The 14978-nt window shown below is 41.7% G+C and carries 18 protein-coding genes; 8 read left to right on the top strand and 10 right to left on the bottom strand.

Features of this window, described 5'->3' with window-relative positions:
- The first annotated feature begins 147 nt into the window (after positions 1-147).
- Positions 148-753, top strand: a complete 606-nt coding sequence (locus JMX95_RS08270; RefSeq protein WP_201560509.1) for a methyltransferase domain-containing protein — start codon at positions 148-150, stop codon at positions 751-753.
- Here the strand turns inward: JMX95_RS08270 and JMX95_RS08265 are convergent.
- Both JMX95_RS08265 and JMX95_RS08260 read right to left on the bottom strand, forming a co-directional pair.
- A complete protein-coding gene (locus tag JMX95_RS08265; protein ID WP_201560507.1) occupies positions 731-1414 on the bottom strand; it encodes a hypothetical protein in 684 nt (227 codons plus the stop codon). The two genes, JMX95_RS08270 and JMX95_RS08265, sit on opposite strands and share 23 nt — an antisense overlap.
- 45 nt (positions 1415-1459) lie before the next feature.
- Entirely contained in the window at positions 1460-2368 is a 909-nt protein-coding gene (locus tag JMX95_RS08260) for a hydrogen peroxide-inducible genes activator (RefSeq protein WP_201560505.1), read from the bottom strand.
- A 332-nt stretch (positions 2369-2700) separates the two neighbouring features.
- On the opposite strand from JMX95_RS08260, the gene ahpC reads away from it, so the two are divergent.
- Entirely contained in the window at positions 2701-3267 is a 567-nt protein-coding gene (ahpC, locus tag JMX95_RS08255; RefSeq protein WP_045453533.1) for an alkyl hydroperoxide reductase subunit C, read from the top strand.
- Positions 3268-3440: 173 nt separating this feature from the next.
- Here ahpC and JMX95_RS08250 read toward each other — a convergent pair whose 3' ends face one another.
- Positions 3441-3689 (bottom strand): YdcH family protein, encoded by a 249-nt coding sequence (locus tag JMX95_RS08250; protein ID WP_045444089.1) that lies wholly within the window; start codon positions 3687-3689, stop codon positions 3441-3443.
- A 502-nt stretch (positions 3690-4191) separates the two neighbouring features.
- Here JMX95_RS08250 and ahpF point away from each other — a divergent pair.
- The 3 genes from ahpF to JMX95_RS08235 all read left to right on the top strand — a co-directional run bounded on the left by ahpF (position 4192) and on the right by JMX95_RS08235 (position 7621).
- Complete coding sequence (gene ahpF, locus JMX95_RS08245; RefSeq protein ID WP_201560503.1) at positions 4192-5769, top strand: alkyl hydroperoxide reductase subunit F; 1578 nt, start codon at positions 4192-4194, stop codon at positions 5767-5769.
- A gap of 127 nt (positions 5770-5896) precedes the next feature.
- On the top strand, positions 5897-6757 hold the full coding sequence (locus JMX95_RS08240) for a hypothetical protein (protein ID WP_201560502.1): 861 nt from the start codon (positions 5897-5899) through the stop codon (positions 6755-6757).
- A gap of 72 nt (positions 6758-6829) precedes the next feature.
- Positions 6830-7621 (top strand): hypothetical protein, encoded by a 792-nt coding sequence (locus tag JMX95_RS08235; RefSeq protein ID WP_201560500.1) that lies wholly within the window; start codon positions 6830-6832, stop codon positions 7619-7621.
- Positions 7622-7643: 22 nt separating this feature from the next.
- Here the strand turns inward: JMX95_RS08235 and JMX95_RS08230 are convergent, their stop codons facing one another.
- The 5 genes from JMX95_RS08230 to JMX95_RS08210 all read right to left on the bottom strand — a co-directional run bounded on the left by JMX95_RS08230 (position 7644) and on the right by JMX95_RS08210 (position 11813).
- Positions 7644-8390 carry a glutathione S-transferase family protein gene (locus JMX95_RS08230; RefSeq protein WP_193007174.1) on the bottom strand — a complete coding sequence of 249 codons (747 nt, stop codon included), beginning with the start codon at positions 8388-8390 and terminating at the stop codon, positions 7644-7646.
- 151 nt (positions 8391-8541) lie between these two features.
- Positions 8542-8874, bottom strand: coding sequence for a TIGR01244 family sulfur transferase (locus tag JMX95_RS08225; protein ID WP_021813753.1), 333 nt, complete (start codon positions 8872-8874; stop codon positions 8542-8544).
- 81 nt (positions 8875-8955) lie between these two features.
- Entirely contained in the window at positions 8956-9282 is a 327-nt protein-coding gene (locus JMX95_RS08220; protein WP_060491797.1) for a beta-lactamase hydrolase domain-containing protein, read from the bottom strand.
- Between the two features lie 214 nt (positions 9283-9496).
- Complete coding sequence (locus tag JMX95_RS08215) at positions 9497-11206, bottom strand: SulP family inorganic anion transporter (protein WP_201560499.1); 1710 nt, start codon at positions 11204-11206, stop codon at positions 9497-9499.
- A gap of 238 nt (positions 11207-11444) precedes the next feature.
- A complete protein-coding gene (locus tag JMX95_RS08210; protein WP_319020723.1) occupies positions 11445-11813 on the bottom strand; it encodes an ArsR/SmtB family transcription factor in 369 nt (122 codons plus the stop codon).
- 279 nt (positions 11814-12092) lie between these two features.
- On the opposite strand from JMX95_RS08210, the gene JMX95_RS08205 reads away from it, so the two are divergent.
- The 3 genes from JMX95_RS08205 (at position 12093) to trxC (ending at position 13853) form a co-directional block, all read left to right on the top strand.
- Positions 12093-12965 (top strand): MBL fold metallo-hydrolase, encoded by an 873-nt coding sequence (locus tag JMX95_RS08205; protein WP_201560498.1) that lies wholly within the window; start codon positions 12093-12095, stop codon positions 12963-12965.
- A gap of 170 nt (positions 12966-13135) precedes the next feature.
- Entirely contained in the window at positions 13136-13318 is a 183-nt protein-coding gene (locus tag JMX95_RS08200) for a DUF2892 domain-containing protein (protein WP_045444095.1), read from the top strand.
- Positions 13319-13415: 97 nt separating this feature from the next.
- Positions 13416-13853, top strand: coding sequence for a thioredoxin TrxC (trxC, locus tag JMX95_RS08195; RefSeq protein WP_201560497.1), 438 nt, complete (start codon positions 13416-13418; stop codon positions 13851-13853).
- Between the two features lie 162 nt (positions 13854-14015).
- Here the strand turns inward: trxC and JMX95_RS08190 are convergent, their stop codons facing one another.
- A complete protein-coding gene (locus tag JMX95_RS08190) occupies positions 14016-14417 on the bottom strand; it encodes a hypothetical protein (protein WP_201560496.1) in 402 nt (133 codons plus the stop codon).
- Between the two features lie 147 nt (positions 14418-14564).
- Entirely contained in the window at positions 14565-14924 is a 360-nt protein-coding gene (locus JMX95_RS08185; RefSeq protein ID WP_060491792.1) for a SirB2 family protein, read from the bottom strand.
- Positions 14925-14978 lie beyond the last annotated feature (54 nt).

Genomic DNA, 14978 nt, shown 5'->3' with positions numbered 1-14978 from the left:
ATTTAAATAATATCCATAATCGTAAGGCATGTCCTCATTTTCATAACCATCTTTAAAATGAGACACGCTCTAATAAGCCTGATATGATAAGACATAACGATATAAATCGTGTCGTTTAAATAATAAGTTTGTCTACAGGGATGTCATATGGAAAACGTCAATCAAGCGGAATTTTGGCAGCAGCGTTATGAGCAAGACAGTATCGGTTGGGATATGGGACAGGTATCGCCACCGCTCAAAGCCTATATTGACCAACTGCCCGAATCTGCCAAAGAGCAAGCGATTCTGGTGCCGGGTGCGGGCAATGCTTACGAGGTAGGTTATCTACATGAGCAAGGGTTTACCAATGTCACCTTGGTAGATTTTGCCTCCGCGCCGATTGCAGCATTTGCTGAGCGTTATCCTAACTTTCCAGTTGAGCATTTAATCTGTGCCGACTTTTTTGAGTTATCGCCTGAGCAGTATCAGTTTGATTGGGTGCTTGAGCAGACGTTTTTTTGTGCGATAAATCCATCACGCCGTGATGAGTATGTGCAGCAGATGGCAGCGTTACTGAAACCGAATGGTAAGCTGATTGGTTTGCTCTTTGATAAAGACTTTGGACGAGAAGAGCCACCGTTCGGCGGTACAATAGCTGAATATCAGCGGCGTTTTGAGCAGCGTTTTGATATTGAAATCATGGAGCCAAGCTATAATTCACATCCTGCACGGCAGGGCAGTGAGCTGTTTATTAAGATGCGTGTAAAAGCGTAATTTCGTGCTCAATATTTTTTCTAGCCTGCTTCTCTAAACGTTCATAGTAATAATCTGTCAGATAAAGCGTTGGATGTGCCAGTAATTCTTTTAACACTGCCATGCGTCCGACGCGATAATCGTCATCTGAGACATGCGCATACTCTTGGCGTACAGCGTGAGAATAGTGTTCATACACCGACCAAGATGACCCTAAAATACTTAAGTCCATATCTAGTAAATAAGCGGCATCGCTGTATTCTTCTCTCTCTTTAACTTTGTTTGACCATTTGTCAATTTGATGACTAGCCGTCATCATAATCAGCGTATAGATATGTTGGCATTGCTCCGCACTTAAATAACCAGTTAATGACTCTACTGCATATTCTGCACTTTTAAGCTCGTTATCTGAACGCGTCGGTTCATATATCACATCATGATACAACAGTGCTAACGCAATGATATGCGGCTCATGCAAGTTATTCTTAACCTGATCGAACTGTCCAAACAACTGCTGAATATGCTGCAAGCTATGATAAGCACGCTGTGGCTCGTTATAACGCATGGCGATATCTTGCCAAAGTATGCTTGCGTTTTCTGGCGTAATATAGCTACTTATAGCGGATAAATGGCGCGTGAAAATCTCTTCAAGCGCCGTATCTATTTTTGACAAACCGTCCATCGTTAACCTTCGCTTGATGACTGTTGGCAATTTACAATCAACGGATTATTTTTTATTGGCAGCATCCTCAAAGGCTTGCTTAAACACTTTACCCAATAAGTTGACGTCATCGACACGGGCATAATTTAGACGGGTGACAAAAGCAATATGGCGGTGTGGCCCTTTTTCTGCTAATGGTACGGCTACCGCATTTTGGTTCTGCAGATGCAGCTGGTCGAGCGCCATTTCTGGCACCAATGTCGTTCCCATATTGGCAAGTGCCATTTGAATCAGGGTGTTTAAGCTAGCATCTGAAAAGCTTGATTTCATCTGTGCACGGTCAAAATGACAGACAGACAGGGTTTGATCGGTCAAGCAATGCCCTTCGCCGAGCAGCATGAGGTTGGCGGTAGCCAGCTCATCAGCGTTGATGGTCTTAAGCTTGGCATGCACATCATCTTTTGGGAATACGGCAAAGAAATCCTCGCTCCAAAACTCAAAGCTGTGCAAACCATCGACCGCATAAGGCAGCGCGATAATAGCGGTATCAATATGACCGTAACGCACTTGCTCTAGCAACCGCTCCGTTTGTTGCTCAACGATGGTCATACGAAATTCTGGATAATTTGCTCGCAGGGCAGGTAAGACTTTTGGCAGCAGATAAGGCGCAATCGTTGGAATGATACCGACAGTCATCGGATACGCCAGCGGCGATTGATGGCTATGGGCGCGTGTGGTCAAATCATTGACTTCAGAAAAAACTCGTTGCGCCCGTGTTAAAATGTCTTCACCAATAGGGGTAATCAATACTTGCTTATTATTACGCTCAAAAATCTGCGTATCCAGTTGCTTTTCTAACTCGGCAATCCCCAAACTCAGTGCCGATTGTGAGATATTACAGTCTTCTGCTGCACGTTTGAAGTGACGGTGCTTGGCCACTGCTAAAGCAAACTCAAGTTGACGTAAAGTAATCATAAAACCTCTCTATTAATGGGTTTTTAACGCGATATATTAGGCTGATTCATTTGGTGTACCAATTCGATATCCAAACTCGATGTCATCTTAACGTAACCTAACGGCTGTATAGTGACTGACGCATGCTCTATAGTGGCTTACGCATAATGCACTGATGATAAAAAGTAGAGAGAATAGTTTAACAAGTTTAATAAAACAAAACATCACATTAAAAACTTTTAACTGGATTAACGATAGAATTCGCGTATAGTTTGTCAGGTAGCCCAAAGCAGTAAAGGCTTAATAGAAACAATCATACCAAGAAATTTCAATCAACTATAAAGGAGCCAATCATGGCGTCTATTATCAATCAAGAAATCCCAGAATTTTCAGCTGATGCGTACGTTAATGGTGAATTCAAAACCATCACTTCAGAAGACGTAAAAGGCAACTGGGCAATCTTTTTATTCTACCCAGCTGACTTTACCTTTGTTTGCCCAACTGAACTTGAAGACATGGCGGCTCATTACGACGAGCTTAAAGGTTTGGGCGTAGAAGTATACTCAGTATCTACTGATACTCATTTCACGCATAAAGCATGGCATGATTCTTCAGAAGCGATCGGTAAAGTACAATACCCAATGATCGGCGATCCTACTGGCCGTATCACTCGTGGCTTTAACGTCATGATCGAAGAAGCAGGTTTGGCTGAACGCGGTACATTCCTAGTTGATCCAGACGGCTTGATTCAAGTTGCTGAGATTCATGCTGGTGGTATTGGCCGTAGTGCAAAAGACATGCTACGTAAAGTGAAAGCAGCTCAATATGTTCGTGAAAACGATGGCGAAGTTTGCCCTGCCGCTTGGGAAGCTGGTCAAGAAACGCTAAAACCAAGTCTTGATCTTGTTGGTAAAATCTAACTCTTGATTTAACGAACTTGCTCAATACTTTAGATATTTGTAGTGCTGTATATCCTACTTTGAGTTAAATCAGCATTATAAATAAAGACCCCATCAGCATAAGTTGATGGGGTCTTTTTATGTTATTTATCAATAAGTGTTTTTATTCATGCATCGTGATAATAAGTGAAGCGCTAAGCATGAGATTGTAGTTTATTTTTATCAATTATCTTATAAATCTCATCTTTTAAATGCAGTTTTCGTCGTTTCATCAGTTCAATTTCTTCATCGCGACTGGTGTGTGTCACCAAGTTTTTATCCAACTGATTAATCTGCTGATCTAGCTGGGTATGCTCATCAAAGATCGTCGCAAAATGACTGTCTTTTAGCTTAAGCTCAGCAATAATGTCTTTGTTATCTTGCCATGTATCAGTCTTTCTCATGTTGTCATCCTTGTTATGAAGCGCAAGTTTGCAGTAAGCATCCGCGCATGGTCGTAAGATTGTTTTGATGAATTGCTATGATTCTGAGACTTGATTTTATTAAGCCAAAACACTATTTAGCTCAATATGGATAAGACCTAATAGTAGCAGAAAGCTTCTTTGATAAACTTGCATAAAAGACAATCTGCAACGAGGGAAATAAGAGTTTTTCCTATTAGCCTCATTTGATTGTAGCGAAAAAACAGCACTGTTACCATGAGAATAATCCACATATAGATTAATATTTAATTATTAATTATAATTAATGATTGGTTTTATAAAACATAAGGTTTGAGTTTCTCAGCTTGCCGAAACCCTCAGAACCTATGATAATAGAGACATCAAAGGGCATAAACTTATGGCCTATAATATTTTAGATAAAATTATTAATACCAAATAGTCTATATTTGAACGAGCAACATGACAGTTGCCGTTACATATCCAGTAATGATGAGGAACAAACATGATAGATAAAAGTTTATTAGATGCCATCAAAAGTTATAGCGAAAAAATGACTCGTCCAATTACCTTCGTATTGGGTAGTGGCGAACATAGTAAGCGTGCTGAGTTGATTGATTTTTTGACTAAAATCGCTGGCACCACAGATAAAATCAATTTTGATGCAACAGCAACTGATGACAGCTTACCAAGTCCAATTAGCTTTAAAGTGGTCAGTCATGTCGATGGTGAATTAACTGATACGGGTATCGTCTTTAGTGGTATCCCCGGTGGTCATGAATTTACCTCGCTGATTTTGGCTATTTTGCAAGCCGGTGGCCATACGCTAAAATTGGATGAAAGTATTCAAAAGCTGATTAAGCGTTTTAATAAGCCACTACAGTTTCAAACTTACGTGTCGCTATCTTGCCACAGTTGCCCAGAAGTGGTACAAGCGCTCAACCAGTTTGCACTATTGAACGATGGTATTAGCAACGAGATGATTGATGGTGCTCTATTCCAAGAGCAGGTTGATGCTAATAACATCCAAGGTGTACCAGCGGTATTCTTAAATGGTAAACCGTTTGCCAATGGTCTCATCGACACGGCAAAATTGATTGGAAAGTTGCAAGAGCAGTTTCCTGACTTGTTAGCAGAAGCTGATGACGATGCTGAGCAGTTAGAGCAGCAAGATGTGACGATTATTGGTGCAGGTCCAGCTGGCGTTGCCGCTGCGATTTATACCGCTCGTAAAGGCTTAAAAGTCACCATGGTTGCTGATCGTATCGGCGGACAGGTGAAAGACACGCAGGATATCGAAAACTTAATTTCTGTGCCTTTAACCACGGGTACTGAGCTATCAGCGAACTTTGAAAAACATTTACGCGAATACGATATTACTTTAAAAGAGCACGTCAGCGTCAAAGAAATCAGTGAGACAGAAGATGAAAACTATCGCATTCATCTAAACACGGGTGAGACGTTTGAGACACGCAGTATTATCTTAGCGACGGGTGCTCAGTGGCGTAAGCTTGGTGTTCCGGGTGAAGAAGAAAACATCGGTAAAGGCGTGGCTTTCTGTGCTCACTGTGACGGTCCATTCTTTAAGGGTAAAGACATTGCTGTCGTCGGTGGCGGTAACTCTGGTATCGAAGCGGCATTAGATCTTGCTGGTATCGTGAAGCATGTGACCGTGCTTGAGTTCGCGGATGATTTAAAAGCGGATCAGGTATTGATTAACAAAGCTAAAGAGAAAGCCAATATCGAATTTATCACTAGCGCAGCGACGCAAGAAATTAAAGCGACTGATGGTAAAGTGACTTCGATCGTGTATCAAGATCGCAGCACAGGTGATACTCATGAGCGTGACTTGGCAGGGGTGTTTGTACAGATTGGTCTAGTACCGAACTCTGCGTTTGTTAAAGGCTTTGTCGATTTGAACCGTTTTGGCGAGATTGAGATTGATGAGCGCTGCCGTACTGATCGCAAAGGTATCTTTGCTTGTGGTGACGTGACCACTGTGCCATTTAAGCAAATTAATATTGCGATGGGTGAGGGTAGTAAAGCGGCGTTATCAGCGTTCGAGTATTTGGTTATGCAGTAAGTTATTTCACGCTAAAGTCAGTCTAACAAGCCACCTCTTTTGAGGTGGTTTTTTTATGGGTGCTGATATACTACTTGTAAAAATTTATCAATTAACTTATGTTCGTTAATATTTTATGAGAGCCTTAATGGTGAAAAATAAATATGCAGTTCGCAAAAATAATCATTGGGTTAAATGTCTGGTTTTTATATCGTTTATATTTAGTGTAACCAATGCTTATTCAGGTCAAACGGTCAATGAGATTCTGAATGAATACTATCCTATCTATAATGAGACAAAGCAGTGTCGAGGTATTATAGCTAATAACGGTTCATCAGATGGCGAAGGCACACTTTATCAAAACGGTTACTGTATTAAAGTTGATAGACAATTAAAGGTACAAGCCAAGCAGGGTACAAGATTGTATGTATCGGTAACTGGCGACATCGGTTTTAATGAAGATGGTAGCGAAGCGTATGGAGCACACGTCTTTTCTGGTCTAGTAGGCATGTTTGTTCTAAAGCCACAAGGTTCAGGCTGGGAAGTAGAATCTGCCAATCCAGCGATGAATGCAGGCAGCTCTGGTAAAGCTCTAAAAGACTGGAAGCTGATACAAGTTGCCCCTCATATTTGGGGATTTATTAATATTCATAGTGATTCGCACTACATCCAATCTTTTTCTGAATACGTATTAATGACACCAGACCCTAAGTCAAAAAAAGTGATATATAGTCATATAGCTGCGAAAGCAACTACAGAAAATAATCCTATAGCACTATCTGGCTGTAGTAAAGATAGAAAGGTAGAATATTGCACATTATTGAAAGCCAAGCTCAATATCGATAAAACGACGCTGATAAATGGTTTTTACCCGCTAGAAATTACAATAAATGGTCATAAGTATAACTATGATGCCTCAAAAAAGAATACCTATAATAATCAGGTCTATAAAATAAAATACGAGCCAAAAAAAGGGTATCAAGTAACTAAAGATTATCCACTACAATAATTTTGTTTAGAGTTATTTAATTATTCAATTGAGGTATGTCTGATGCACGCCAAATTATATGGATCAATACTCATGTTAAGGTTATGTCTTAGTTTTGGACTATTAGGATTTGCCACCAATACCTCTGCTGCTGATAGCGTGATGGATATCCTCAAGCCATACTATCCGATTTATAATGAAGCATTAGGGTGTCATGGTGCGATTGCCCCTTCTGGTTCCGTAAGTGGTTTAACTAGAGAACCTTATATGACCGGCTATTGCATCGATATTGATCGGCAAAAAGTCATAGAGACGGATAAAGGTAAACGCTTATATATATTAATTACAGGCGATGTTAGCTTTGATGAAGATGGTAAAGAAGTTTTACGCGGTCATGGCGCTAGTGGTTTAGTCGGTATGTTTGTTTTAAAGCCTAAGGGTGAAGGCTGGCAAGTTGAGTCGGCCAATCCTTATATGAATGCAGGCAGTAATGGTCTTGGTTTAGGTGATTGGGATTTAGAACAGTTTGCGACAAATACGTGGAGCTTTATAAATGAGCATGGTGATACGCATCAAGGTTATTACAGTGATAGTCTTGTCATATTGACACCTAGTGGCAGCGGTATTACACAGAGTTGGATAGGTATTAATTTTAATAACGAAAATGCGGGGAAATGCGAAGACGATATGTCAGAGTGTGATGATGTCAAAGCTACTTTTACTGTTGATAGCAGTAGGGTAGTCAATGGGTTTTATCCTTTGGAACTAACCATCAATGGGCGGACAAAAGGTAAGGTATATGCTGATTTTGTTTATCGTATTCATTATCAAAAAGACAAAGGTTATATAGAGCCTAATGATTATCCTTTAAAAGATAACTACTAAGCTCGTTTCCAATGATTCACTTTTAATCAGCCAACACCCCAACCACCGACAGTATCTCACCTGCTTCATCTTCTTTAATTACGCGAGTTTCTTCAAGTGCTGCCTCTCGCCAAGCCTGTAGATAAGGATCGTTTAATATCGTCTCACAATACTGTTTGGTCGTTGATTTCAATACTATGCCAGAGGCATCGGCATACGTTTGCAAACGTAGAATAACTGGTGCGAAAAAAGCATCGGCAGCTGTAAATGAGCCAAACAAGTAGCTGTCTGTTGCGCGATTTTTTAAACAATCCGCAAAAATATCTTCTATCCGAGCGATATCATTTAAGCATGCGTTACTTGGTTGTATCTTCGCCGTCGCTCGAATATTCATCGGCATCTCACTACGAATGCCTGTTAAACCTGAGTGCATCTCAGCGACGATACTTTGGCAATAGGCGCTATTTATTCTGGTGCTAGTATCACTCTTAGCATCAGTATCAGACTTCTTCAATCCTGTCCAAAGATCTAATTCTGTCAAATAATCATTGGCATGAATGGCAATCGCTAAAGTATCCCAGACCGTGACTTTTTCATCATCTTGACCATAGACTAAAACTGGCACTTTGCCTGTTGGCGCATGCTCATCGAGAATGGCTGTCGCGGATGGATGAAACAGCTCAATCAGTTGCTCGTCGAAGTCAATATTGAAAGCTTTGAGTAATAGCCAAGCTCGTAATGACCATGACGAATAGTTTTTATTGCCAATGATGAGTAGCGGTTTTTGCATAAAAAGTCCTATTGAGCTGTATAAGTAGTATTTTATTATGTGCTCAATATTAAAAATTAACCAGTCTATAGTTCAGTAATTTCAATAAAAAACGCCCCTCCAAAATTTGGATGGGCGTTTTTCAGCAGTAGCGATTATATTTAAATCACTATTAATCGTCTAATAAATCCATACGCTTTGCCGCTTCATAAATACCTGTTGAGCGGTTGCCAGTACGGCAAAAGATCAGCATTGGCTGTTCAGCTTGATTAAAGAAATCAGCAAATTCTTCGACATGGTTTTGATTAAGCTCACTACCAGCGAAAGACACTTCTTTATAAGCAAGCCCTGCTTTTTTAGCAGCAGCTTCAATCTCAGCGCTGGTCGGTTGGTTCGGCTCTTCACCATCTGGACGGTTGTTAATAATGGTTTTAAAACCATTTTCAGCAATCATAGGTACTTGATCAGGGGTGATTTGTCCGGTAATACTAATTTGATGGCTCATAAGAGCTCCTTTTTATTTTTTAGCGTAAAAACGAAACTTTTGCGCTTGGATTAAAATATTTCAATAAGGTATAGCGGTTTTTTACAACAAACCTTGCATCAATGCGCTTTGATACAACAATTTAGCACGTGCACCTGTCCCGCAAAACATCAATATCGGTTTAGGCATCGAGCGATAAAATGCTGCAAATTGCTCGACAGTCGCCATGCTCAAGCGCTCATCATCAAAGGGTAAATGATGATAAGTAAGGTTGGCTTTTGCCGTCGCACTGGTAAAGTCGCCGCTATTGGGCTGCGTTTCTGTCTCGGCATCAGGACGAATATTGAGCACGGAGCGGTAGCCAAGCTCAGCAATCTTGGTGCATTGGCTTGGATAAATTTGCTTATAAATGGTTAAATTATCGGTCATAAGTAGCTTCGGTCGCGTATATTAAAAGACGTTTGGAGGTATCGTATTGTAGCTAAGCGCTATTTTATAAAGGCTGTGCTTTAGGTATCTCTTCTAAAGGCTGTATTTTTTAGGGGCTTATACCAATTTAGCATAACACAGCTTTTATCATATCTATATTTTGTCACAGCATAATAATTATGCTTGATTGAGCAACATATGTCTCACACACCGATTAGACATCTTTTAGCGCATTTACCGCATCCATCGTGCTTAAATAAACTTGACCTGAGAGGGTGGTAATGACCGGAGTATGCTCGATGATGTCCATTACTGGCCCTTTAATAAAGCTAAAGTTTAAATGTTTGTTTTGGTTCAACAGCTCTTGATTAAGACTGATAAGCATCTCTTGTCCGGTCAAGTCAATGTGATTGACCGCTGACATAATAAGAATAATCTCATGCGCTTCGGGATATTGCTGAGTGGCTTGTATGACCCTGCGATGGACGGATTCACTATTGCCAAAAAATAAGCTCTCATCGATACGCAGCATCAATAAATTGCTAAATGTCACCACATCGTGACGGTTTATATTACGAAAATGCCCTGTGCCAGCTAGCTGACCAACCACAGCGACGTGCGGTTTACTCGATTGCCAAATGAGGCTAGCAAACGACACCATCAAACCAATTACTAAGCCTGTATTTAATCCAAATATCAATACGCCGATGAATGCCGCCAAAAAGCTGGCCGCATCTAGACGGTCGCGTTGCCATGCCGACTTCAAGGTTGCCATATCAATGAGACCGATGATCGATGCCATGATGGTTGCGCCCAATAAAGCGTAGGGCAGTGGTGCGAGTACATTGCCAAAAGCGATTAAAGCAGCAATCATGACCAGCACGGTTACTAAACTTGCAACTGGTGTTTTGGCCCCTGAGTCGGCATTGATGGCGGTACGCGAAAAGCCGCCAGCGACGGTAAAGCTTTGAAAGAACCCACCCGCCATATTGGCAAGCCCCAGTCCAGTCAGCTCGCTATTGGCGTTAAAAGCCTCACCGCGCAGGCGTGCATAGTTGCTGGCGACGGAGCTGCTAGAGACAAAGATAATCAATGCCATCAAACCTGCGCTAGGCAATAAATTAAGCGCTTCATCGAAGTCTGGTACATAGGGCAGGGTAAAGGTTGGTAAGCCTTGTGGAATATTCCCAATCGTGGCCACGCCGTTCGTTGTCCAGTTTAAGCTTATGCTCAAAACAATCGCAATACCGAGCAAAATAAGCGGAAACAGTCGCTCAGCCCATTTGGCATAAGACGCTGATAACCAAGATTTCCATAGCCATTTGCTACCGTAGCGATTGGCCACCAACAGTGCAAAAGCAATGACGCCAATAACTAAGGTTAGCGGATGTAGCTGGCGTGCATACATTTGCATACTTGATAGATAACCGATTAAGTTATTTCCCGCAATAGGAATCGCGGTCAGATATTTAAGCTGACTGATAAAAATTAATACGGCTGCACCACTGATAAAGCCTGCTGAAACGCCGCGACTGATAAACTGCATAATCCAGCCAAGCTTGAGCCGCCCTGCTAGCCATAACATTGTACCAACCATCAATGACAGCAAACTTGCCATCAATATATACTGCTGAGAGCCCTCTGTAGCATAAGGATGTAGGCTGCTGGCTGTCATAATCGCTGTAATAGCGACAGGCCCTACTGCTTGCACATTACTCGAGCCTATCCATGCATAGACCAGCACGGGAACGATGGCCGCGTAGAGTCCATAGACGGGTGGTAATCCTGCCAATACCGCATAACCTAAGCTTTGCGGAATGACGAGCACCCCAACCACCAACCCAGCAACAACGTCAGTTGGCAAGGCAGACAGCTGGTACTGACGCAACCAAGCAGGAATCAGACGAGCGGCGATAGAAGGCATAGCAATATGTCATCACAATATATAGTCAATCCTATATAAATCAGATCCGGTGTCAGGCTCGCTTAGTCTACTATTGGTAGTACTTTCGCTCGCCTTCCTAGTATCTAAACTATATTGAACCGACTATAGTAGAAAAAATTGAATAAAAGAAAAGGTTAAATACAGCCAAGCGCTAAATTCATAAAGCTATGCTGAAAAATGATGCTAACAAGTGATGCTAAAAACTCAAGCCAACAAACTAGCTGTCAGTTTTGGCACAAAAGCGTTCATACAACAAATGTAACACCGCCAAGGCATCGTCGCTGGCAATACTATAATAAATTTGCTTGCCTTCGCGGCGGGTCGTCACCAGCGCATCTTTGCGTAAAATACCAAGCTGCTGTGACAAGCTTGGCTGACCAACACCGACTAAGCTTTCAAGCTCGCTGACGCAATATTCTCCTTGAGTCAACTGACATAAGAGTAATAAGCGATCCGGATGTGAAAGCGACTTTAATAGTTGGCTGGCTTGCATGGACGCTTGCTGCATTTGCTCAGCAAGGTCTTTAGGTGCAAAGTCTGCTACGCTAGATGACGCATCATCAATGCTAGTAGTCGAGGTGCTCAATGCTGAAGTAGAAGTAGTCAGAGCAAGCTCCTTATATAAGACATAATAAAAAATTTAGGATTAATAGCTAAGATAAGATTAATTATCAATGATATTGCCACGGATAGCAAGTTATCATTATTTACATTATATAAATTGATAAAATGTTAAATCGTTGCTATATTGGCATGCATCGTTGATAAATATGTGGCGGTCAATACGATAAGCTGAAGCCGGTGCATATTATACTGAACAATTTATCAAAAAATAAAATATTCATCTAAAAGCAAAGAGGTAGCCATGCAAGTTCATTCATTCTTACATAGCGACACAGAAACTTATACTCACGTACTCGCGGACGTTCAACAACAAGTCTGTGCCATCATCGATCCCGTATTGGATTTTGATGCTAAGTCAGGGCGTACTAGTACTACTAGCGTCGATGAAGTGATTGAGTTCGTCCGCGAGCATGGTTGGGAGCTGGTTTACATCATAGAGACTCATGCGCATGCCGACCATATATCCGCCGCGATACATGTCAAAGACACACTTGGCGGGCAGTTGGTAATCGGTCAACATATCACCGAAGTGCAAAAAGTATTTAAGCAAATATTCAACTTTGATACCAGTTTTCGCACCGATGCCAGCCAGTTCGATATTCTAACGGATGAGGGCGATATTTTGGCGCTTGGCAATATTACTATTACGGTCATGTATGTACCAGGTCATACGCCCGCAGATATGGCCTATATTGCTACTGATGATGAAAAGACCGTAGTCTTTGTTGGTGATACTTTATTTGCTCCTGATGTCGGGACGGCTCGCTGTGACTTTCCAGGTGGGGATGCCAAGACGCTGTACCACTCAATCAAGAAGCTCCTTGCGCTCCCTGAAGATACGATAATATATCTGTGCCATGATTATCCAAGCAAGGGTCGCCAGCACTGTCCAACCACGACTGTCGCTGCACAAAAACTGGGCAATATTCATGTCAAAGATGGCATCAATGAAGCAGAGTTTGTGCAAATGCGTGAGCGCCGCGATGCCACTCTTGATATGCCGCGTCTCATTATTCCATCGGTACAAGTAAACATCGATGCAGGTCATTTCCCAGAGCCAGAAGACAATGGTACCCGTTATCTAAAAGTACCGATTAATGTACTTGGGCAATAAGACAGATATCAGGATAAGTAGACATCAGAAGAAGCAAACATTATAAACATGCATCACGTTACGTAAGCACAATACGAGTATAAGCAAGCCATCATAATGCTAGTCTTTACCGTAAACACATGGCTATATTACCCCTCTACCATTAAGCCTTCACACTTAAGGATTGAACCATGGAAATTAATATCGGCAGTACTGAGCGTTTACTACGTATTATCGCGGGTGTCGTGATTATCGGCTTGGGTTTGTATTTTCAAAGCTGGTGGGGCGTGATTGGCTTAGTGCCTTTACTCACAGGACTCTTCCGCTTTTGTCCTTTGTATAAAATGCTTGGGATGAATACCTGCAAGCGTTAAACAGTCGCTAAATTTATTGTCATAAATACATAATCAGGCATGGGTATTGGATACTTTGATTGACCAATACCCATGCTACTTGCATAGGAGTCTTATAATGAGTGAGCAAAACTCTCATCTGGTCTGCCCACATTGTCAGGCAACCAACCGCATACCAGCAGCCAAACTTAGTGCTGCGCCAAATTGCGGCAAATGTGGTCAGCCGTTATTAACGGGGAGTCCTCATGAACTAAACGCTCAAACGGTTCGTAAAGTCATTCAAAAAAATGAGGTCTTGACCATCGTTGATTTTTGGGCGAGTTGGTGTCAGCCGTGTCTCATGATGGCACCGCAGTTCAAAGCCGCAGCGGCTCAACTGCCACAAGTAGTCTTTGCCAAAATACAAACCGATAAATATGAGCAAGCGGCGGCACCTTATAATATTCGCAGTTTGCCAACCATGGTGGCTTTTAAAAATGGTAGAGAGATAGCACGGCAGTCAGGTGCTTTACCTAGCGATCAAATTGTTCAGTGGGTACAAAGCTTACGTTCTTGAGTTTTAACGAATTATGATTATGAAAAAAGCCAGTATGCTTATTGCATGCTGGCTTTTTTCATAATAAATACTATCTAAAGTCATCGAAGAGTTGAGCAGTTAAACCTCACTTATCAAACTTAACTTATTAAATGTAATCTATTAAACATAACCTATCACGCATTACTCGCCATAAATCTTAACACCATTGGCAAAGCTACAACGCTGAATGCGGGCGGATTGAATGATGGCATCACGCTCGCCATAGAGCCGTGATAATTTTGCATCGCGCGCCTTGGTATTGTTGCTTTTGCCCACGCCAAAACTGATATTAGGGGAGATGCCCCAACGTCCCGCAGAAACCCCAACCCCGACACCTGAGGCGGATAAAGTTGATTGCTCATTGCGCGCCGCGTCGACATAGCGATTGACGCGGGCATATTCTTGACTAAGGGCTTGGCAATCGTAACTTTGATACGTGCTTGGCGGCACATATTGTGGCGTGACATTGCCCGTCGAGGCACAGCCTGAGAGACCAAAAATGCCAGCTGTCGCCAGTAGTGTCGCTGCAGTAAGAGTTTTCATAGTGGCTCCATTAGGCTAGGTTGAGGCGATTGTATTTATGTAAGATAGCAAAAATAATGGGATTAAGATATTGAAAATATAGCACTTATTAAATATTTTCAATACTAGTAATATAAGTATTTGTGCAATAAAAATGTCATATGTTTATTAAAATAAGTTACCAGGTTTAGCAAAGGCTAGTACCACAATGCCCACATACGCCGCTCCAGCAATAAGAATACCGGTCTTTCTTTGGCTAGATGTGGCGTTATTATTAAACGCTTTAATACTGGCACTGATAGCCGCAACGAGTAAGATTACTTTTGCAAATACCCATTGTATGGGTGCATTGGCACTCATCAGCTGCATTAGCATGACTGCCCCTGACACAATAATGAGGGCATAGAGAATGTGCGAAGAGATTTTAACCACGCGTGGCGCTTGCTTGTTTGAGCTTAATACCAAATAGCTCTGATATAAAAACAGGGCAATGAGCAATACAGCCATGAGCATGTGTAGATGTTTCATGAGATATTATTTCCTTTAAAGGTGCAGTTTCAGCGCTTACTGGTTACATATAAT

It is taken from the genome of Psychrobacter sp. NC44 (assembly GCF_904846655.1).
Taxonomy (GTDB): domain Bacteria; phylum Pseudomonadota; class Gammaproteobacteria; order Pseudomonadales; family Moraxellaceae; genus Psychrobacter.
Note: the sequence above shows the minus strand (reverse complement) of the source record. Positions and strands in the feature narration are given on the sequence as shown.